This window comes from Microbacterium hibisci (assembly GCF_015278255.1).
GTDB lineage: Bacteria > Actinomycetota > Actinomycetes > Actinomycetales > Microbacteriaceae > Microbacterium > Microbacterium hibisci.
Genome location: NZ_JADIJC010000011.1, coordinates 16,227 through 38,785, shown reverse-complemented (window position 1 = coordinate 38,785; position 22,559 = coordinate 16,227). Strand labels below are relative to the sequence as shown.

Sequence of the window (22,559 nt, the reverse complement as noted above, 5' to 3'; positions counted from 1 at the left end):
AGGGCGGCCGCGCTGCGCGCGACCGCCCTCTCCGGCTGACTGATCCGGGTTACCGCGTTCCCGCCTGGCGGCGACGGTAGGCCGCGAAGGCCACTGCGGCGATGCCGGCGAGGAGCGCGGTGCCACCGGCGACCGCGAACATCGGGCTGACGCCGCCACCCGTGGCGGCGAGCGCCTCGGAGTCATCCGACGCCGGCGTGCCGGTCGTGGGGGTGTCGGTCGTCGGGGTGTCGGTCGGGTCGTCGCCGCCGCCCACGGGCGGGTTGGCGCACAGCGCGGTCGCCGCCGGGTACTCGACCACGGTCTCGTACGTCGGGTTGACCGCGAAGCGGACGGTGACGCCCTCGCGGGTCCAGTTGAAGTTGCCGTCGGTCTTCACGTACTCACCGTCGACGAGCTCCCAGCCCGGCCACATCTTGGTCGGTCCGTCCGAGGCGCCCGGCCACAGCAGCGAGCCGCTGAGGGGCTGGTCGCCGCGCACGTAGTCCTCGCCGTCGGGGTTCACGAACGTGATGGTGACGGGGGTCTCGCTGTCGGCCTCGAAGCCCTCGGGCAGCGTGACCTCGTAGCTGAGGTACGGCACGTCGCTCACGCACATGGAGGTGATGTCACCGGGGACCAGCTCGCAGTCCTCGCCGATCTCGTCGGACGTGAGGTCGCGGGTCTGCTTCTCGGTCGTGGTCACGGTCGGCTCGGCGACCTCGCCGCGATACACGGTGGTGTAGACCTCGCGAGTCTGCGTGACGGTCGTGTCACCGCAGTCCCACTCACCATCGGCCCACTCACCGTAGGTGGTCTTGGTCGTCGTGGGGTAGCACTCCTCGCGTTCCTCGTCGGTCAGCTCGCGCTTCTTCTCGTCCTTGACGGTCTGAGCCTTCGACTCGTCGAGCACCCACGTCTTGGTGTCGGCGTCCCACTTGAAGGGCGTGGTCGTGGTCGTGGTCGTGGTGACCACGTAGCCGTTCACACAATCGGTGACCGACTGCTTCTCCTCGGTGACCTTGTCCTCGGGCTGCTGCGATGCGCAGCCCTCGACGAGCTTCGCGAGGTTCGGGACCTCCCAGATCGTCTTGATCCCCTCGGGGAAGTCGTAGCCGGGCGCGGGCTTCGCGGTCCAGATGGTGGCACCGTTCGTGCCCGGGGCCGACGTCCAGATGGCGCCGGCGCCCTTGATCAGCTCGCCTGCGACGTCACAGCTGGGGGGCGTCCAGTCGAGCGTCGGCGTGACGACGACAGGCTCGGTCTTGGGGTTCTCCCCCTTGCAGACGATCCAGTGGGAGATCTCGGCCTGCTGGCCACCGTTGTTGATCGGCGATGCGTACGGAACGCCGGCCTGCGGGTGCTCGATGACGGTCTGGTCGGCGCTTCCCGCCTTGATGACGAGCACCTCCCAGTGGTCGCCCGGCCACGACTGATTGAACTCCTTCAGCGTGATGCTCTTCTCATCAGGCGAAACCGTGCCGTGGTCGGAGCTCTTCGCGCCCTCGACCTTGTAGCAGTCGGCCTTGTGAGCCTTGTAGAGCTCTTCCCAGTACTCGACCTTGTTGGTGTCGTTTGTCCAGGAGCCCGAGGACTCCGGCTTGTCGGGCTTCGCGGCAGACGCGCCGGCGGTCGCGAGCGGCGCCACGACCAGGGCCGCCGCCATCAACGCCCCGGCGAGCGCCTTCAACGTTCTCTTGCGCACTGCAGACACAGTGATCCTCCCCTATTCGGCGCGAAGCGCCGTCTCAACGGCGCGACGAGGCGCACCGCACTTCCCAGCGACGTGCAGAAGCACGCCGTACATCCCAGCGACGTGCGGGAGCACGCCGTACATCCCAGCGACGTGCGGGGGCACGCCGTCCAACTCCGGCACGGGGGTGCCGGTCCTCACTCTCGACGCGCGGGGGCACGCCGTCCTCCCGTCACAGGACGGGTTCGGACCCCACGCAGTTCGGGCTGAGCGAGACCCAGATCCGCCGCCTTCCCGAAGGCCGCGGACACGACGGAGAACCGCCGTTCGTGCAGGCTATCGTGACAGCTCGAATAGGCGAAATCGACGCGCGGAGCGGATGCCGGGGGCCGCGGCATCCGTCCCCCTCTCCGTTCCTTGCACGCGCTCGAGCCCCCCGCCTTGGGGCGGGGGGCTCGAGTGTCCGGCCTGCTGAAAGCCGGAGGGTGCGAGAGCGCGGGCCTTGGGGCAGTCCCGCTCTCTCTCACGTCACAGCGTCGGCTTCACCTCTCCGCGACGACGGCGGGTGACGACGAGCATCGTCGCGCCTCCGAGCAGGGCGAGCAGACCCAGGATCACCAGCAGCGGAGGCAGCTGACCACCCGTCGCCGGCAGCGGCGGCACCGACGTGAGCTGGACGACGGCGTCATCCGAGTCGCGTCCGGGGTCGTCCGGGTCGCCGAACGTGTGGTAGTCGACGACCGCCACGTTGGTGATCGAGGTGCTCGTGCTCGACGGGTTCACCGTCGCCGCCAGCGTGATCGTCGGCGCGGCCGAGGGCATCTCGTTGGCGCCCTGCGGCTGCAGGGGTCCGTAGAGCACGCACTCGAGGTTGCCGCCGTATCCCGCGCTGTTCTGACCGGTCACCTCGCAGGACTGCCAGTTCGGGAAGACCGTGTCGTCTCCCTCGCCGGGCCAGCTGACGTCGGTGATCTTGATGTCGGCGGGGATCGCGTCGGTGATCACCACGGACTCGGCGGCCGCGTCGTCGCTCATGTTCTCCACCGCGAGGGTGTAGGTGAACGACTTGCCCGCCTCGGTCTTCTCGACGCTCGCGGTCTTCTCGATCTGGACGTCCGAGTGGCGGGCGACGAAGCACTCAGGCGTCGCCACCGGGTACTCGGTCTGGAACACCAGCTCGGGGTTGACCGTGAAGGTGATCGTCGAACCGAGCCGCCACGCGTAGTCGAGCTCGCGGTCGTCGAGGATCAGGCCGTTGAAGATGTAGTCCGGCTGGTCCTCGGGCGAGATGATGTCGGTCGTTCCCGGGTAGTAGTACTGCGTCGGGATCGAGCCGGGCACCACGTCGCTCAGGACGATCGGCCGCCATCCGGGGTAGTCGATGCTCACGCCCGAGGGGGTGAAAGCAGCGCCCGGCCACTCGATCTCAGCACTCCACGTCGCCGTGCCACCCGGCTGGGTGATCGCGACCTCCGCGGGGTCGGTGGTTTCCGTCCCGCTGTCGGGGGTCCAGAGGAAGTCGATCTCCTCGTTCAGGAGGGCCGCCGACTTGGTGATCGTCCAGCCGAGGAACGGGGCGTCAGCCACGCACTTGGTGTAGACGACCGCGGTGATCTCGCGGACCGGGATGTCGACCGTGTCGCAGTTGTTCTCCTCGACCTGGTCGCGCTCCGCCGCGACGCACGCGGTGTTGACGAGCTCCTCGAGCGGAACCGGCGGCTCTTCGCTGCCGTCGCCCGGCTCGACCGGCGGTACCTCCGCCGGCAGGAACTCGACCGTCACCGTGATGGCGGCGGACGCGCCCTTCGCCAGCGTCGGCGTGCTCACCTGCAGCACGTTGTCGCCGTCGACGAGGTCGGGCGCGTTGTCGTTGCTCCACCCCGCCGGGAGGTCGATGTTCGTCACCTCGAGACGGTCGGGGACCGCGTCGGTCACGACCACGTCCACCGCTTCGCGCGTGCCGTTGTTGGTCACCGTCAGCACATAATCGAACGTGTCACCCGGCTCGACGGAACCGCCCTCGGGGAGGTCGGTCGCCGTCTTCTCGATGTCGACGTCGTCGAAGTGGACGGTGCCACAGGCGCTGTCGTCCTCGGTGACCTCACCGACGGTCAGATACGCCGTGTTGACGATGCCGATGCCCTCGCCCTCCGCCGAGGCGCACGGGCCCGGCTGGGCGGGCATCGCGGCGACCTCGACGTCGACCTCGACCGTGTATACGGGGTCGTTCGAGCCGTTGTTCGGCGGCGCAACCTGGTCGTCGGCCAGCTGCGCCGACAGGCTCGGCAGCGTCCACGAGCCGCTCGTCGGTCCGGTCCACGACGCACCCGTGTAGGTGACGCCGGCGGCCGGGGTGTCGAGCGTGTCGACCAGGTCGTACGTGATGGGCACGACGACGCTGTTGTTGTGCACGGTGATCTCGTAGGTCACCGTCCACGAGCCGTCCTCGTTCTGGACCGAGTCGACAGCATCCTTCTCGACCGTGAAGCCCTGGTCGATGTGGCTGTTGATGATGGTGCAGACCACGTGCTCGCCCTTGTCGAGGCCTCGCAGCGTCGCCGAGCCCGGCTCGCTGTCGGTGAGCGTGATGGTGCCCGCGTCGTCAGAGACGCACGACCACTCCTCGGCTTCGAATTCGTCGAGGCCGACGGCGTCGCCGATGACCTCCTCGGTCAGCTCGTGCGGGAGGCCCGGCAGCACGGGCGTCGGAGCGACGTCGCCACCCGCCGGGTTGGTGACCACGTCACCGTCCTCCGGGGTGCCGAAGAGCTGCCAGTTCGTGTCGGCGACCGGAGCACCGTTCACGACCTTGACGAGCGAGAGCGTCGGACGCTCTGCCGTGTTCGTGAACTCGCACTGGACAGCGCCGTTCGGCATCGTGAACGAGCCGGTGCGCGCATCGACGTCGACCAGAGTCCCGGTCGTATCGGTGCAGACGAGCGACGACGCGTAATCCGACGGATCCCCTGCGAGGGTGTCGATCACCTCGGTGACCGTCACCGTCCCGCCGATCGTCGCCTGGTCGGTGACGGCGTTCTCCGTGTCGGTCCACTCGCCGACGTCACCGTTCGACGTCGAGGTGCCCTCGGCGTCCGCGTCGGCACCGGTGATGCTCAGGTCGGCGGTGTCGCCTTCCTGACCGTTCACCCAGGTCTTGACGACGGTGACGTCGCTGGTGAGGGCGCGGTTGACGAAGAAGCAGGCGGTGTTCCCGTCGGTGACCTTGAGGGTGAACTCCCGGCCCTGACCGTTGCCGCTCACCACACCCCCGCCGAGGCAGAGGTAGTTGGATGAATACACGCCGACGTTGTTGAGCTCCTCCTTGAAGGGCAGGATCGCGCCAACCCGCACCTCGAGCGTCAGCTTCACGGGGTCTTCGTACTCCCCCGGGTCACCGTTCGCCAGAGACGTCCTGGTCAGCGTGTTCAGGCTCAGCAGCGTGCTGCTGCCCTCGAGGGAGTTGATCCAGCGCTTCTGCAGCGTCACCTGCACCTTCTTGGCGGCGTTGGTGAACGTGCAGGTCACGTCGCTGTCGGGAGCCGTGAACTGGAAGGAGGTGCCCGACCCGACGCCGTCCTGCACCACCGAGCAGGCGTAGCCGCTCAGATAGGTGCCGACGTTGTCGCCGGCGAGGGTCTCGCTGACGTTCACGACGTCGCCGATGCGGACCGTCTTGACGACGACGTCCTCATCCAGCTGGTTCACGACCCCCGTCGCCGTCGAGACGTCGTTGTCGCCGTTGATGTACAGCGTCGCGTCGTCGCCCTGGAAGGCGTCGATCCAGCGCTTGTCGACGCGGACCGTGATCTCCCGGGCGGTGTTCACGATGGTGCAGTCGAGGTCACCGACGACGGTGATCTCGGGGATGCTCCCACCTGCGCCCTGCGTCCCGTTCGAGCAGAACCACGTCGAGGTGTACTCGCCCGTGTTCGCACCCGGCAGGCTCTCCGAGAGAGTGACCTTCTCGCCGACGCGGACCTCGACCGACGCCACGTTGGTGTTGTCGGTGCTGTTGCCGCCGGTCGCGACCGAGGTCGCGGCATCCGTTCCCGCTCCCGTGATGGAGAGGTCGGCCTCGTCATCCGCGAAGGCGTTGACCCACTGCTTGTTGAGGGTCACGGTGCCGCGGTCCGCGGTGTTGGTGAAGGTACACGTGACGTTCGCGTTCGGCACGGTCAGCGTGAACGACGTGCCGGTGCCGGTGCCCGTCGTCTGGCCGGCGGTGCACTCGTAGGTCGAGCCGTACGTGCCGACGCCCGCGAGAACCTCGCTGAGGTTGACGGTGTCGCCCACCCGGACCGTGGCCTCCGCGACGTTCACGGTGTCGAGCTGCTCGGCAGACCCGTCGGCCGTCGAGGTCTTGGAGTTGCCGCCGACCGTGAGCTGAGCGGTGTCGCCCTCGATCGCGTCGATCCACTCCTTCTGCAGCTTCACGGTCTTTTTGATCGCCGTGTTGGTGAAGGTGCACTGCACGCCGTTCGCCGACGCCGGGTAGGCCGGAACGGTGATCGATCCGCCGGTGCCGGTGTTGTTCGACACCGTCGCGCCGACACACGCGAGCGTCGACGAGTACTCGCCGGTGTTCGCGTCAGGCAGGGCCTCCGCCAGCGTGAGCGGCGAGCCGGGCGCGACCGAGACCTGGATGACAGGCCCGTTCGTCGGAGCGGTCGACGTGCCGTTGGCCGTCGCCGTGCCGCCGATCGAGATGTCGGCCCTGTCGCCCGGGAACGAGTCGACCCAGACCTTGGTCAGCGTGACCGTCGCGTACGGGATGTTGACGAACGCCGTCGCGATCGACGCGTTGGGCGTCTGCTGCGAGATCGTGAAGGTCTTGGGCGTGCCGTCCAGGACGTAGCCCGCCGGCGCGGCGGTCTCAGCCACCGAGTAGCTGCCCGTGGGGAGGTTCACCACCTTGATCTGGCCGGCCACCGGGTCGGCGTCGTTCGTGCCGTTGTCGACGACGGTCTTCGGGAACGTGCTCGCCCACGGTGCCGCCGCAGCGGCGCCGCCCGTCGCGGACAGCTGGAAGGTCGCGCCGCCGAGCAGGTTGCCTGCGGCATCCTTCTTGAGCCAGGTCGCGCTGCCGAGCGGGTCGACGAACGTCAGGGTCGTGGTCTGCCCCGTAGCGATCGACGCGGGCTGCGTGTCAGGCGTCGGCAACAGGTAACCCGCCGGCGCGACCGTCTCCTTCACGGAGTAGCTGCCCGGCTTCGCGTTGGGGACGGTCACCGAGCCGCCCGCTCCGCTTTGGACATCCAGGAAGGCGTCGTTGCTGATCGGACTCGGAGTGATCCGGAAGGTCGCTCCCTCGAGCCCGGTACCGGCCTCGTTCTTCTTGACGATGGTGAGCGTGCCGCAGGTGGACGGCGGGGTGATCGTCAGCGGGCCGGCCCAAGCCTGGATGTTGCCGCCGAGCTCGTTGTTGTTGCCGGTGAACGACCGGATGTAGACCGCGGAGCCGATCGTCGGCGGACAGCCCGGCTTGACGTTCGCCAGCAGTGCCAGGTTGAGCCCGACCTCTACGAAGGTGCCGTCCTCGCTGGTCACGCCCATGAAGCTGTTCGCGGGGAAGTTGCTCGTCACACAGGTGCCTGGATAGTTCGCGGTGCTCGTGTAGGTGCAGACACCCCGCAGAATCGTGCCGTCGTTGCCGCTCTGGTCGAGGAAGAAGACGGTCCCTCCGAGTGACCGGTCGGGCTGCGGGACGTTGCCGATGCCCCCCGAACGCGTCGGGGCCTTCGTGATCTCGATGATGAAGCCGGAGGAGCCAGTGCCGCTGGCACGGTCCCATGCCGCGAACAGGATGGGATCGCCATTCACCATCGTCGACCACGCCTGCCCGTTGAGGATGGTGGAGTGCTGCGCAGGATTGCCTGCCGCGTACCAGGTCGCAGGGTCGCTCTTGTCATTGTCGGTCTTGTAGGGACCGTGAGCGTTCGTGGTCGAGTCGGGCACGCTGCCCCAGTCGTTGCCTCCACAGTTCGCCGGACGATCGCCATCGATCTCGAACCCATAGAACAGCGGTGTACACGCGAGTGCTGCGACGTCCTCGGCAGCGGTCGGCGCGGCGAGAGTCGAGAACGACTGGTTCAGGACGGGCGTGTCGGCCTCGGCGGGCACGTCACTCTCCGCGACCTGCTCCTCCGGCGCCGTCGCCTCGGGCGCCACCGGCTCCTCGACCTTCGGCTCCTCGACGACCGGCTCTTCCGCAGGCGGCGGGGCCTCGGCATCCGTCGTCGCCGGATCCGTGGCCGTCGCCTCTGTCGTCGTGACTGCGGGGTCGGTCGGGGTCACCTCCTCCGCCGATGCCGGAGACATGCCCGAGAACACGAGCGAGCTCGCGACGAGTGTCGCGAGCCCTCCCACATACCAGCGGTGCTGAAGCGCGATCCTGCGCTCTTCGTTCCGCTCCTGACGCATGCGGCGGCGCAGACCCTCGTTGTTCGAGGTGCGCACGAAAGTACGACTGAACATCATTCACCCTTGGTCGAAACGACACAGGGTGCCCCAAGATGGAGCCCCTCCCAGCACGTCACGACCACGGCCGAAAAAAAGGCGTCCCCTAGAAGGTTCGGCGTTCTCCCCAAACACGAGCCGAAACGTGTTCCCGCTGGCAAAGGTATGCCCGGCGTCCACCGGCGTCAAGTGAACGGGACGAAAAACACCTGACGAGCCCGAAGAGGGCGGGCCCTTGGGGAAGCCCGCCCTCTCCGGTGATCATCACAGCGTCGGCTTGACCTCGCCGCGGCGTCGGCGCGTCACCACGACCGCGGTGACACCGGCCAGGAGCACGAGGAACCCGAGCGTCAGCAGCGGCCACACCGTGCCGGTGCCCGTCGCCGGCAGCGACGACAGGAGCACCGTCGCGTCGTCCGAGTCGCGCCCCGGGTCGTCCGGGTCACCGAACGTGTGGTAATCGACCACCGCAACGTTCGTGATCGTGTTCACCGTCGCCGACGGGTTCACCGTCGCCGCGAGCGTGATCCGAGGAGCCGTCGAGGCGCCGCCGTTGTCGGAGTTGATCGGCTGCAGCGGTCCGAAGAGCACGCACCGGAGCGTGCCGCCGTAACCGGCCCCGTTCTGACCCGTCACCTCGCAGGACTGCCAGTTCGGGAACGCGTCCGCGTCGCCCTTGCCCGGCCAGTTCACCGCGGTGATCCGGATGTCGGCCGGGATGGCGTCGGTCACGACCACGCTCTCCGCCGCCGAGTCCTCGCTCACGTTCGCCACGTCCAGCGTGTAGCTGAAGGACTTGCCCGGCTCGGTGCGCTCGACGCTCGCCGTCTTCTCGACCTGCACCTCGGTGTGTCGCGCGACGAAGCACTCCGGCGTCGCCGGCGGGTACGCCGTGGAGAACTCGAGCGTCGGGTTCACGGTGAATGTGATGTCGGTGACCCCGCGCCACGCGAAGTCCAGCTCGCTCGGGTCGAGGATCAGCCCGTTGAAGACGTAGTCCGCCTGCTGCGCCGGCGTCATCACGACGTTGGTGCCGGGCAGGTAGTACTGCGTCGGGATCGAGCCGGGGACGATGTCCGAACCCTCGATGGCGCGCCAACCGGGGTAGTCGATCGAGATACTGGACGGCGGCGGTGTGAACACCGCTCCCGGCCACGCGATCTCGTCGCTCCAGCTGAGCGATCCACCCGGCTCGGTGATGGCCACCTGAGCCGGCGAGGTCTGCGGCGTGACGTCCGCGTTGTTCGGCACCCACAGGAAGTCGATCGGCTCGGCGATCAACGACTGCGACTTGGTCACCGCCCAACCCAGGAACGGAGCGTCGTTGACGCAGCGCGTGTACACCAGCGCCACCACGTCGCGTGCCGGCACCTCGGCGTCGTCGCAGTTGTTCTCCTCGACCCCGTCGGCCTCCATCGAGACGCACGCCGTGTTCTCGAGCAGATCGATCGGCTCCGGGATCTCGGGCAGCCCCTCGTCGCCGACCAGCGGCGGGAGACCCTCGATGTCCGGCGTCTCGGGGTTGTTGTCGTGGTCGTAGAACACCGGCTCCTGCTCGTAGGGCAGGAATTCGACGTCGATCGTGATGACCGCCGACTCCCCGACGCCCAGCGTGTCGAGCGTGAGATCGACGACGTCGTTCGTCTGGTCGCCGCCGTTCTCGGTCCAGCCGGGCGCGGTGTGCCAGGTGACCTCAGCCGGCGACACGGTCAGCCCGAGGATGTCGAGCCGATCGTTGAGGTCGTCGTCGGTCACCCGCACGTCGACGGCCGGCCGCGTGCCGTAGTTGGTGACGGTCAGCTCGTAGCTGTACTCGTCGCCCGGCTCGACCGACTCCTGACCCTCGGCCAGGATCGCCGTCTTCTCGATGCCCACGTCGTCGAAGTGCACGACCTGGCAGCCCTCGTCGTCGTCGGTGTACTCACCGGAGGTGATGGTACCCACGTTCGGGATCAGGATGCCGGTCTCTTCCGTGTCTTCGCACAGCACCGGGTCGCTCGTCGGCGGCGCCGTCACCGAGACCGTCGCGAACACCCGGTAGGTGTGCACGTCGTTCTCAGGCGTCAGCTCGCCGTCGTCGACGACGGTCCACGTGCCGGAGCCGTTCCACGTCGGGTTCGTCGGGTCGGGGGTGACCTCGTCCCGCGCCTCCGCGTTCCAGTCGCCCTCCAGCTCGACGCCCGCCGGAAGCGCCGGAGCGTCCGTCAGGTCGTAGGCCACCGACTCGGGCAGCGGGTCGGAGCCGGACTCCGGGTACCGCACCGTGACGAGGTACTCGATGTCCCACGTGCCGTCGCCGTTGTCGGTCGTCTCACCGCCGTTCTTCTGGATCGTCGGGAAGACCGGCTCGGAGCAGGCGTCGACCGGAGTCTCGGTCCCGCCCGACGTGAGCAGCGCCGTGTTCAGGAAGCCACCCGGTTGCGGACCCTCGCTGCTGATGCAGTCGGTCGTGTCGCCGTCGATCGCCTCCTCGGTCACCGACGCGACGACCCGCACCTGGTAGGTGTGCGTCTCCCCCGCGTCGATGGTCTTGTCGACCGCCAGGTCCGCCGGGTCGGCAGGACCCGGGAACTCACCCTCGGACTCGCCCGTCCACGACGCGCTGCCGATGAGGATGTCGCCTCCGAACTGCAGCCGGTCGACGAGGTCGTACTCCGCCGACAGGCCCTTCGGGTTGAGCGGTCCCTCGGGAGCCAGCGTCACCTCGATGTCGTAGAGGATCGTCCAGTCCCCCGTCTCCGGATCCTGCGTCGTCGACGTCACCGTCTTGGTCGGCACCGGGTAGACGCGCTCCTCGACCGGGATGCAGGCCTCGCCGGGGATCTCCGTCTCGCCGATGGACAGGATCGCCGTGTTGAAGAAGCCCGTCCCCTCGCCCTCGCAGGCTGCGAGGTCGGGGTCGAACGTGTCGGAGATGTCGACCAGCCACGCGACCGTGTACACGTGCGGGGCGTCGTCGGCGTCAAGCGGCACATCGGCCACGAAGTCGGCGCCCGCCGTCACCGGAAGGACCGGACCGTCGGGGTCGGTGTCGGTGCGCTGGGCCGAGCCCGAGATCACCGAGATCCCGTCGGCGAAGTCCGGCGTGTCCGACAGCGAGTAGAACGTGTCGAAGCCGCCGTCGGTCACCCGCAGCTCGTACGTCACCAGCCACTTCGTCGCGTCGTCCTCGTCCTGCGCCGCCGAGACTCCGATCTTCTCGAAGGTCGGCAACGCCGGCTCCTCGCAGTCGTCCGCGATGATCTCGTCGCCGTTGACCGTGACGGTCGCGGTGTTGAGGAAGCCGCCGGCCACGGGGCCTTCGCCGTCCTCACAGGCGAGCGTCTCGCCCTCCCAGGCTTCCGCATCCACGTCCGCGTGCACGGTCACCGTGTAGGTGTCGACACCCGCGTCGCCGGCCCGCGGCGCGAGCACCTGGTCGGTCGCGAGGCTGTCGGCCCAGGCCGGCCCGGCGAACGCGTCGCCGCCGGTCGGGCCCGTCCACGAGGCATCCAGGATCTCGATGTCGCCGCCGAAGAGCAGCTCGTCCTCCAGCGAGTACACCGCCGCCAGCTCGGTCGACTCGTTCGTGACCACGACCTGGTAGGCGATGTCCCACGTGCCGTCGGCCCGCTGCGACGTGCTGGTGACGGTCTTGTCGATCGTCACCCCCGGCGGGTCGACCTGCGCGCAGGCCTCGGCGTCGTTGCCGCCGATGCCGTTCGTGACGACGGTGCCGTTCCACAGGCCGCCGTCCTCGCTCAGGCAGTCGAGCAGGTCCTCATCGACGGATGCCGGGATCTTGACGGTCCGGTTGATCGTGAAGGTGTGCGTCGCCCCGGACGGGATCTGGCCGGTCGCCAGGTCGAGGACGCCGGCGCCGTTCCAGAGCGGGTTGACGACTGTGGTGCCGCCACCGTTCAGCGTCGGGGTGAGCACCTCCCACGCGCCCCCGATGGAGCCCAGAGGGAGCGCCTCGGGGGTGTCCTTCACCGAGTACCAGAGGTCGATCGGCGACGGGTTCGTGACCGACACGGCGTACCGCAGCGTCCACTCCCCTGTCGTCGTGTTCTGCACCGACGGCAGGGCGATCTTGTTCACGACGGGCTTCGCCGGCACGGCGCAGCCGTCGTCGTCGGCGGTGCCGCCCGGGAAGGTGACGGTCGCCACGTTGTAGAAGCCGCCGCCCTGACCGGGCGTGCAGAGCAGGCCGCTCGCAGGCACCGGGTCGACCGTGTTCCGCGCCGTCACCACGTAGGTGTAGACGTGGGCGGCCGCGCCGGTGGCGTTCGCGTCGATCGGGACGTCGGTGGTGTCGGGCGAACCGAGCCAGCCTTCCGTGATGATCTCGAAGCTGGTCGGGTCGAACTGCGGGTCGTCCGTCAGCGAGTACACGCTGGGCAGCGGGTTCGGGTTCGACACCGTCACCTGGTATGCGATCGTCCAGATGCCCGCCGCTCCCTGCGACGCGACGCCGTTCGACTTCTCGATCTCGACCGGCACCGGGAGGATCTGGATGCAGTCCTCGGACGAGTCCTCGAACACGCCGTTCGTCACGACCGTCGTGTTCCAGAAGCCGTCCTTCTCTGCGGGAATCTCACCGCAGCGGAGGTCGTCGGGGTCGACGCTCGTCGTGAGCGTCACTCCGGCCGTCACCGTGTAGGTGTGGGTGGCGCCGGTCGGGATGGTGCCCGTGGCGACCTGCGGCTGCACGCCGCCGTCCCAGCCCGGCGTCAGGGTCGCCTCACCGGCGTCGGCGGGCGCCTTGACCGGACCGGTGACCGCCCACGCCGTGGTCAGGTTGACCCCGGTGGGCAGCGCGAGCGGCACGTCGTCGAGCGTGTACGCGAGCGTCATGCCGCTCGTGTTCTCCACCTCCACCGTGTACGAGATCGTCCACGATCCTCCGGGGCCGGGGGCCGGCGCTGCGCCGGTCTTGGTCACGGTCGGCGCACCGGGCTCGGCGCACGCGTCGTCGTCGTCGGTCCCGCCCGGGAAGACGACGGCTGCGACGTTGTGGAACGCCCCGCCCTGGCCGGGCACGCACTCGAGCTCGGGGTCCTCGGTCTCGGCGTCGAAGGTGGCGAGCACGCGGTATACGTAGGTGTGCGTGCCGTCGTCGTCTCCCTTCAGGCCGATCGCCGTGTTCGCCGCGGGCGCCGGCACCTCGACGCTGTGGTCCGCGGGATCGCGCCACGTACCGGATCCGGGTGCGGCGGTGAACCCGGCGCCGAGGTCAGGCGCGTCGGTCAGCGTGTAGACCGTGCGGGTCGTCTCGCTGGTGTTCTGCACCTCGATCTCGTAGTCGATCTGCCACGTGCCGTCCGCCAGCTGCGTCACGACGCCGTCGGCCTTGAACACCTGCACAGGCGGCAGCACGACGCTGACGCAGTCCTCGGCATCCCTCACCACCTGGCCGGAGGTGACGCTCGCCTTGTTCTTCAGGCCCGCCTGCGCGGCGCAGTCGCCGATCGGCGTCGCCGACGCGGATGGCGCGAGCGTCGCCACCACCGTGTACGAGTACGACGTGTTCGCCGGCAGGGTGCCCTGCCAGATCGTGCCGTTGCCCGGAGCGAAGGTACCCGCGGTGGGCGGCGGAGCACTGCCGACCGCGGTCACCGACCACGTGTTCCCGGCCAGCGTCCAGCCCGCCGGAGCGGCGGGGAACGCGTCGGTCAGCGTCGCCTGCACCGCCGTCGTGGCGCTGGGGTTCGTGACCGTGACGGTGTACTCCACGTCCCACGAGGCATCCGTGTTCTGCGAGGCAGGGCTTCCGACCTTGGTGATGGTCGGGAACGCCGGCTGCGCGCAGTCCTGCACCGTCGTCGGCTCGCCGTCGACCGTGAGGGTCGCGGTGTTGAGGAACGCCCGGTTCGGCTGCGTGGCCGTGCAGACCGAGGTCGCGGCCCCGGCCGCGCTCGGCGCGACGTCGGCGATCACGGTCACCGTGTACACGTGCGTCGCGAGCGGCTGCCCGGCGTTCGTCTGCGGTGCCAGTGAGGCGTTGGTCGCGAGGGTCGCCGTGCCGGTGGCGAGGTCGAAGTCGCCGTTGCCGTTCGGACCGGTCCAGCTCGCCGACGAGGCGGTGATGCCCGCACCGAGCTTGAGGGCGTCGGTGAGCGAGTAGAACAGCGTCGACGTGCGCGACTCGTTCGTCACGGTGATGTCGTAGACGATCCGCCACCTGCCGGCGTCCGCACCGTCGGCGATCTGCGTCGGCGAGCCCGGGCTCACCTTCTTGACGATGCTGCCGTCGGCGCGCACAGCCGTGTTCGTGATCTCGCACGTCACGTCGACGCCCGGGATCGGAGCGACGGTCTCGTCGCCGATCGGGAACTCCACGCGCGGGTCGCTTCCCGTCACGTAGCAGCTCCAGTCTCCGGCGGTGTACCCCGAGACGTTGTCGCTCTCGCTGAGGGTATATGCCACTCCCGGCATGACTGTGCCGGATGCCGTTCCCTGCCCGGTCACGGACGGCTGACCGGCCGCCGCCGCGGTGAGCGTCCAGTCCTCGGGCTCAGCCGAACCGGCGCCGTCGTTGTTGTCGACGATCTTGATGAGCGTGAGCGTGGGCTTGACGGCGCGGTTGGTGAACGTGCACACCACGGTGGTGCCGTTGGCGACGGTGACCGTCTTGTTCGCCAGCGAGGTTCCGCCCGTGGAGCACGTGAGGTCGGTCCATTCGTAGCCCGACACGCCCTGCAGCTCGTTCAGCGTATAGACGCCGGCGGGCACGTCCTGCAGCTCGTTGTGGTCGAACGAGCGCGTGGCATCCGCGCCGCGCTTCGCCTGCAGCATCCCGTCCCAGTCCTCGGGCTCGGCACTGCCGCCGTTGCTGTCGTCGACCACCTTCAGGAGCCTGAGCTTGCCCGGAAGGTCGTCGTTCGTGAACGTACACGTGACGTCATCACCCGGTTCGAGGGTCAGCGTCGGGCTCTGCTCGGTGGTGTCGGCGTAGTCCGTGCACGACAGATCGGTCAGCGCGTAGCCGGCGATCGTCGACTCGGACAGCGTGTAGACGACGCCCGCCTTGACGGGTTGCGCCGAGACCGCGGGGGTTCCGGTCGCGCCGGTGATGCTGGGGCCGCCCGGCGTGTTCGCCGAGAGAGTCCAGGCGCCGGCTTGGGCCGTGCCGCCGTCGTTGTTGACGACGAGCTTGACGAGGGTGAGCTTCGGCGCGACATCGTCGTTCACGAAGCGGTACACCGGGTTGTCGAGGCCGGCCACCTGGATCATCCAGTCGCCCTCGCCGTTCTGGCGTGGGAACCCGGCCGGGTCGGCGTTGGCCACGACGTCCACCCACGTTCCGCCAACGAACTGCTGCAGCTTCTGGAACTGGTAGCCGTCGACATCGGACTCGGTGAGCGTGTAGGTGTGGCGCGGACGCACCTGGAACGTACTGGCGTCGACCGTCGTCTCGGAACCGGTGACCGTCGTCGCGGTCAGACCGGTGAGCGTCGCCGGCGTCGCGGTCAGCTCCCAGTCATCGGCCGTCGCCGGACCGCCGTTGTCGTTGACGACGTGCTTGAGCAGCGTGAGGTCGGCGGTCTGGTTCGTGAAGGTGCACGCGACGTTGGTGCCGAGAGGCACGTTCACACCGCCGTTGATGCCGTCGGAGAATCCGCTGCCGGGCACGGGGTTGCCGTCGGCGTCGACTTCGATGCACGTGGCGGAGCCGGTCGAGAGCGGGTTCGACTGGATGTTGGTGCGGTTGTCGGTCTGCGCGTAGAGCGGGCTGCCGTTGGTCTCGAACAGCTGGTACCGCGCGTCCGGAGTGACGTCGTGCTTGACGCCGGTCGTGCCCGGCGCGAACGCGAGCGGGTTGCCCGGGTCGGTGCTCTGGGCGTTGAGCGTCCACGAACTCGCGGGCTCGTCGCCGCCCTGTACCGCCTTGAGAAGCGTGAGCGTGCTGCGGCAGGTCACGTTGTTCGTGATGGTCGCCGTGTTGTGCTCGCTCGCCAGCGCGACCTGGTATCCGGAGCCCAGCGCCACGTTCATCGGCGAGCCGTTGACCTCGGTCACCCGTGCATCGTTGGTGCAGAGCTGCGGATCGATGAGGCCCACCGTCTCGCTGATCGTCGCGGAGTCGCCCTGGGTATAACCCGTGCGCGTGACGCCCCAGCCCTGCGCGGTGGCACCGGCGGCGCCGGGACCGGTGAGCCGCAGCTGCGCGGTGAGCTCGGCCGGCTGCGCGCCGTTGGCGTACGGTGTGCCGTTCACCACCCATTGCTTCGTCACCGTGATGTCGGCCTCAGGGCTCGGGGCGCGGTTGTAGACGACGCAGTTCACGGCCTCCGTGCTCGGCACATTTACCGAGAAGCCCAGCGCGCCCTGGTTGGTCACCGGGACCGCCGCCTGGGTGTTGAGGTTGCGACAGACGGCGTTGAAGCCCCCGACCTGGGTCAGCGTGAACCCGGCCTGCTGCGTCTCGGTGACGGTGACGTTGCCGGTGCTGATGCCGCCGCCGAAGTCGAGCGGGTAGGTCACGGTGCCGGTGCCGTCGTTGGTCGTCGTGCGGTTGGCGGTGGGCGTGGTCACGCCCGGGGTGTTCGACACACCGGAGAACTGCCAGCCGGCACCGGCCGGCGTTGCGCCGGCGATGGAACCCGCCGGGGCGGTGTTCGGAACGATCTGCTTGGTGACCGTCAGGTTGCCCGAGCAGTTTCCGAGCGCGAGGTTGCGCAGCGCGCTGCCGACCGAGGCGTAGTCGTTCGTCTGGTAGTAGTCCGCCACCGAGCCGTTGCTGCCGGTGTAGGCGGTCGGGCCGGAGATCGCGCGAAGATTCAGCGAGTTCGTCGCGCCGGTCGCACCCGCGCCGACGCCGAACGCGAGCACGCGCGTGCCCGCAGCCTTCAGCGCGTTGGCCGAGAAGATGCCGTTCTCGGTCTCGCGGAAGCGGTTGTCGCTGCCGGTGCCCTGATACGGCTGGTTGTAGGTGGTCGGGTTGCCGTCGGTGATGATGACCGCGACATCGAACTTGTTCGCGCCGGTGTTCGACGACGCGGCGATACCCAGGCCGCGATCCCAGTTCGTGCCGCCGGACGACGTCCAGCCCGCGTAGCGGTTCTTGAACGTGGTGCCCTGGGCGGCGGTGGAGACCGGCACGAGGTCGGGGTAGTTCGCAGCGGCCCCAGCTCCGGGCGTCTGCCACGAGAAGGAGAACAGCGACATCCGGGAAGGGGTGCCCTGCAGCGAGTTGACGAAGGTGTTGGCCGCCTGCTTGAGGTTGGGCAGGGCGTCGCCGACGGAGCCCGAGATGTCGAGGATCAGCGCGACGTCGAGACCACAGGCCGGGGCGAGGGTCGGGTTGTTGCGCGACTGCTGCCAGATGCCGCCCGACGCGTTGTCGTTCGTGCCCGACGAGAGCATGAAGTTGTTCGCGTTCTGCGACGAGTACGTCTGTCCGCTGCGGAGCTGTGTGCCGGTGCGGAACTGGTACGCGAGCTCCGAGCCGCTTCCGGCGGCTCCGCCGACGCGGAGTACAGGGTTCATGTAGTACCCCGCGGGAACGCTCGACTGGACGACCCAGTAGCGGTCGTCGCGGTTGGATCCGCCGTTGCCGGTGTTGGGCACGACGAACGAACAATCGCCGTCGGCGTCGGAGGTGCACTTTGCCCACCCGTCGCCGGTGCCTGCGACACCGTCGGGACGCGACCCGTTCGGGCCGCCGGCCGTGCCTTCGTTCAGAAGGAGCACCACGCCCATGAGGTTCGTGACGCCGGTGATGCCGGTGCGGTCGGAACCGACCTTGACCGTGATGACGGCCTCACCCGCTCCGGGAGTCGGAACGGACTGGACGACGACGCCCCCGTCCTCGGACGGAGCGAGGCGGGACTGCTTCGACGGATCGGCCGGCTTGTCGTCGCTCGGCTCGGCGTCGTCGGACGGCGCGGGCGCGGGCTCCGACGGCACCGGCGCCGGCTCAGCTGGAGCGGGCTCGGACGGGGCCGGTTCAGACGGTGCCGGCTCGGACGGTGCCGGCTCGGCCGGCGCCTGCTCCGCGGGGGTCTCCTCCGCAGGTGCCGTCGTGTCTTCGGCGGGCGGGGTCGCCTCGCTCGTCGCCTCGTCGGCGGGAGGTGGCACGACTCCGGCGATCGCCGGCGTGACCCCGGTGAAGATCAGCGCACCGGACAGCAGCGTCGCAATTCCCCCGGCGTACCAACGGTGCCTCATCGTCAGCTTGCGGTCTCGCTCCCGAGCCGCCCGCAGCTTGCGCCGGATTCCCGAGCGCGCCGAACCGTCATTTCCCCATTGCCCAGACATCAAGGTTTCCCCTTCTCGCTGATGTCAGCTCAAGGAGAACCCGAATTCCCGGTCAGGCCCCCCAAGTGTCTCCGGTGTTCCTCCCCAGTTGCACCGGACACGTAGCCCACGGTCAAGCTAGCGGGGGTGCGACAGCCGCGTCAAGGGATCCCAGCGATGGGTTTTGTCGATGACCGCGACGACGCATACGAGAGCGCGGCGGTCGCCCGGCCGATCCGACGGTCACCGGGCGGCGGCTAATCCGAGATCGTCGCGCCGCGGAGAGCCTCGTACCGCTCGATCACCTTCTCGTCGCGCGCTCGCACGATCGCGCGGATCACGACAGCGAAGAGCACGCCGAAGGTCGCGCCGATCGAGTTGGCGATGACGTCATTCACCGTCGATACGCGCTCATCGAGCACGTAGCGTTGCGCGAGCTCGATGCCGGCCGAAAGCGCGGGCCCGAGCAGCAGGGCGACAGGCCACCAGCGCAGCGGCACCATGAGACCGAACAGGAATCCGACAGGGACGAACAGCAGCACGTTCATGAAGGACTCGATGAATTCGTAATCCACGAACGTCGGCACTCCGCGTTCGTGCAGCTCCGAGATCGCGCGCTCCAGAAGCCCCTGCACCGGCGCGTCGATCGGACTCGGCCAGAACACGACGAACGCGAGGAAGATCCCGTAGCCGACCGCCATCATGGCGATGATCGCGTGCCGCGGTCCGCTCGTCGAGGGCAGCCTCTGGCTCACTCGGCCGCCCGGAACAGTCCCGTGCACGAGCCGTCGACCGTCACCGGGGTCTGGGTGACCGTGGGCGAGTAGCGCACCTCGAGCGGTCCGAGCTCACCCTCGGGGAGTTGGGTCGTGAACGACACCGTCTTCGTCTCCCCCATCTTCAGCAGCATGGTGCGGCTGGAGAGCGGATGCCCCTTCTCGGCGCCGTCGCGATTCCACCTCTTGATGTCACCATCTGCCGGCGCGATGGCGGTGATCGTCGAGCCGGGCGGCGCGACGTACAGCGTGTCGAGGATCATCGTCGTGCGGGGCAGGTTCATCGACGGATTGCGCCATGCGAGCGTGTAGCCGCTCAGGTCGTTGCCGGGGACGGTGGACGACATGGTGAGCGTCGTGGTCATCGTGCGGGCTGCGGGGTCGCACATGACGTTCATCGTCGTCGACAGGTAGTACTCGAGCTTGCTGTACGACGCATCGTTCAGGTAGATGCCGACCTGCGTCGCCTCGGAGTTGTCGGCAGGGAGCGCGCCGTCGACGTTGAACTGCGTGACGATGGCGTTCTCGTCCTCGCGCGGGAACCAGGCATAGATGCGCTGCTCCTCGACCGATCGCAACAGCTGGTCGATCATGGCCGTGGGTCCCCACGAGCCACTGGCGATCTTGTCGAACACGCGGGATGCGACATCCGAGAAGTAGGCATCCGCAGCGAGGCCGTTGTTGCCGAAGCGCTCGTATGTGTCGCTCAGCAGCAGCTTCACCGCGTTCTCGGCGTTGATCTCGGAACCGTCCTCGAGTGGCACGGGGCCGGTGGCGGCGAGCATGTACGACAGCGCGACGGGGTCGAGGGAGATGACGCCGTCGAGTTGGGTGTCGTTTGTCTGCGTCCACAGCTGCGAGAACATCGACGCCGTAGTCGGGAAGTCGGGCGTGCGGCTGAAGTTCTGCGCGTTCCGCGTGAAATCTGCCTCGTACAGCTCGAGCGTCTCGTCCGGTAGGTCGGACTTGAGCCAGCCGTTGACACCGGCCAGGTAGAAGTCCTCGACCGTCTCGTCCTCCACCTTCTGGATCTTGCCGTTGTCGGTGTGGATCAGCGTCGAGGTGGCCGCGTTGCCGCCGGTCGCCCGGATCTCCGCGTTGTTCTGGAAGACCACGAGGTAGTTGCGGGGACCCTCCGACCCTGCCATGCGCAGGACGACGGGGAGCAGCTGCTCAGCAGTGTCGAGCAAGGGACCGGCCTGATCGACCACCCCGATGAGCTGGCCGACAGCTTCGTCGACGACGGGCAGCAGTTCGCCTCGGTCGATGCCGGAGATCTTTCCCTGCGCCTGCGCCAGCACGCCTTTGATATGCGGCAGCGTCTGCTGAGCCTGCTGGAAGGGGGCGAGGTTGATGCCTCCGCCCTCGACCTTGAGCTTGTCGGGCGACATGATCCCGAGAAGCTCGATGCCCGGTGGAAGGGCGTCGCGGACGATGATGTGGGTGGCTTCAGTGGCGCTCTTGACCGCGGCGACGTTCGCACCGACGACGGGCACCGCGGACGCGATGTCCCACAGCGGCCCCTGCACCGTGGAGTTCGCCTGGGCAGTGAGATCGAGCGTCTCCGCACCGATCGCCTGCAGCTGGGCGGCATCGCCGACTTTGTACGCCTCCGTCAATGACCCTAGCTTCGCCTTGGCGAGCATAAGGTCGTCGCGGACTTCCAGTGCCTGGAGGGCGAAGACACCTCCGACGGCGCCGATGCCGCCGATGACCAGGACCGTGCCGGCGAGGACCCATGGCCAGCGCCGACGCCGCCGCGGGGACGGCGCGTGGTTGCCGGCGCGACCATGACGGTAGCGACCGGGGCGAGGCTTGGGAGACACCAGAGGATGCTATCCGGCAAGGCCTGTGATCGCGCCGAGAGGCACGGTCAGTGGGCCGTTTCGCCGGGCGCGATGACGGCCTTGATCGTGCGGAACAGGATCTGAATGTCCTGGGTGAACGACCAGTTCTCGACGTAGTACAGGTCTAGGCGGATGGCGTCGTCCCACGAGAGCTTGGAACGACCGCTGACCTGCCACAGGCCGCTCATGCCCGGCTTGACGAGGAGCCGCCGGTGGGCGTCGTCGTCGTACAACGCCACCTCAGCCGCCCGCTGCGGGCGGGGTCCGACCAGGCTCATCTCGCCGAGGAAGACGTTGAAGAGCTGGGGCAGCTCGTCGATGGAGTGCCTGCGGATGAAGCGACCGACCTTCGTGATGCGCGGGTCGTTCGTCACCTTGAAGAGCGGCTGGTCGGTGGTTCCCTGGACGTCGAGGAGGCTCGCAAGCTGGTCGTCCGCGTTGGCGACCATCGACCGGAACTTGATCATGCCGAACTCGCGGCCGCGCCGGCCGATGCGGGTCTGGTGGTAAAAGATCGGGCCCGGCCCGTCCACGCGGATCGCGATGGCCGTTGCGAGGAGGATCGGCGAGAACACCAGGATCAGCAGCGACGATCCGATGACGTCGAACGCGCGCTTGGCCACTCGCTTGTAACCTTCCAGCTTCGGGAAGTCGACGTGAACGAGCGGGAGGCCTGCAACGGGCCGTGCGTGGATGCGGGGACCCGCCACATCGGTGAGGGCGGGCGCGACGACCCAATCCACGTCGCGGTCAGCCATCTCCCAGCCGATCCGTCGCATGGCCTTCGGGTCGAGCGCATCGGCGGAGGACACGATCATCATGTCGGCGCCCACTGCTTCGACGGCTCTCGTCGCGGATTTCAGGTCGCCGACGACGCGAACGCCGGCCAGCTCGCCGGTCTTCTGTGGTTCGGTGATCACCGCACCGACGATGAGGAAGCCGGAGTCGGGCGCCTGCTGGATCTGGCGGATGATGTGCGCGACCTTCGCGGGCTCGCCGAGCACCACGGCACGGTAGACGTAGTTGCCTTTGCGCTGGTAACGCCGGAGCCACTGCCTCCATATCCAGCGCGATGCGAGCAGACCCGCGAGGCCGAGCGGCAACGCGAGGGCGAAGAGCGACCGCGCGACGTCCATCTGAAGGAAGAACGCCAACGCTATGAGGAACGCAAAGACCGCCAGCGTGGCATTGACCAATCGCTGATACTCAGTGATGCCGTGCCCGACTATGTGCCGATCCCGTGTGTCGATGACATCCAAGCCGATCAGCCACACGAAGGCGACGAAAATCAGCAACGCCCAGTAGGGCAGCTCCACCGGCCCCGGCCAGGACACTGGCTGCGAGATCTCGTCGAGGGCGAACAAGGTATAGCAGGCGAACGTAACGGCGATGACTGCGGCGTCCGAGTAGAAGAGCCGGCTCGCATACCGCCGCGGCCAACCGGTATCCCGAGCAGGTGACTTGGTCGGCTTGGCTGACGCCGACCGGGGCGAACCGAAGTCACCATTTGACGCAGGCGCGAACTCAAATCGCTGATCCGTCACAACACCGCCTCGCAGCGTTCAGCCCCCACCGACATGCCCCCCA

General features: G+C 68.3%; 6 protein-coding genes. All 6 read right to left on the bottom strand.

Going from position 1 to position 22,559, the window contains the following annotated elements; translation table 11 throughout:
* Nucleotides 1-49: 49 nt before the first annotated feature.
* The 6 genes from IM770_RS16675 to IM770_RS16650 all read right to left on the bottom strand — a co-directional run bounded on the left by IM770_RS16675 (nt 50) and on the right by IM770_RS16650 (nt 22,516).
* Nucleotides 50-1,684 carry a hypothetical protein gene (locus IM770_RS16675; protein ID WP_203582288.1) on the bottom strand — a complete coding sequence of 545 codons (1,635 nt, stop codon included), beginning with the start codon at nt 1,682-1,684 and terminating at the stop codon, nt 50-52.
* A gap of 516 nt (nt 1,685-2,200) precedes the next feature.
* Nucleotides 2,201-8,146 (bottom strand): SpaA isopeptide-forming pilin-related protein, encoded by a 5,946-nt coding sequence (locus tag IM770_RS16670; protein WP_203582287.1) that lies wholly within the window; start codon nt 8,144-8,146, stop codon nt 2,201-2,203.
* A gap of 246 nt (nt 8,147-8,392) precedes the next feature.
* A complete protein-coding gene (locus IM770_RS16665) occupies nt 8,393-18,280 on the bottom strand; it encodes a prealbumin-like fold domain-containing protein (RefSeq protein WP_203582286.1) in 9,888 nt (3,295 codons plus the stop codon).
* Between the two features lie 326 nt (nt 18,281-18,606).
* Nucleotides 18,607-19,104: a VanZ family protein gene (locus IM770_RS16660; protein ID WP_203582285.1), complete on the bottom strand. Its 498-nt coding sequence runs from the start codon at nt 19,102-19,104 to the stop codon at nt 18,607-18,609.
* Nucleotides 19,101-20,951: a DUF4012 domain-containing protein gene (locus IM770_RS18230; RefSeq protein WP_203582284.1), complete on the bottom strand. Its 1,851-nt coding sequence runs from the start codon at nt 20,949-20,951 to the stop codon at nt 19,101-19,103. Before IM770_RS18230 ends, IM770_RS16660 begins: the two co-directional genes overlap by 4 nt.
* Before the next feature lie 47 nt (nt 20,952-20,998).
* On the bottom strand, nt 20,999-22,516 hold the full coding sequence (locus IM770_RS16650; protein WP_307785493.1) for a sugar transferase: 1,518 nt from the start codon (nt 22,514-22,516) through the stop codon (nt 20,999-21,001).
* Nucleotides 22,517-22,559: the final 43 nt, after the last annotated feature.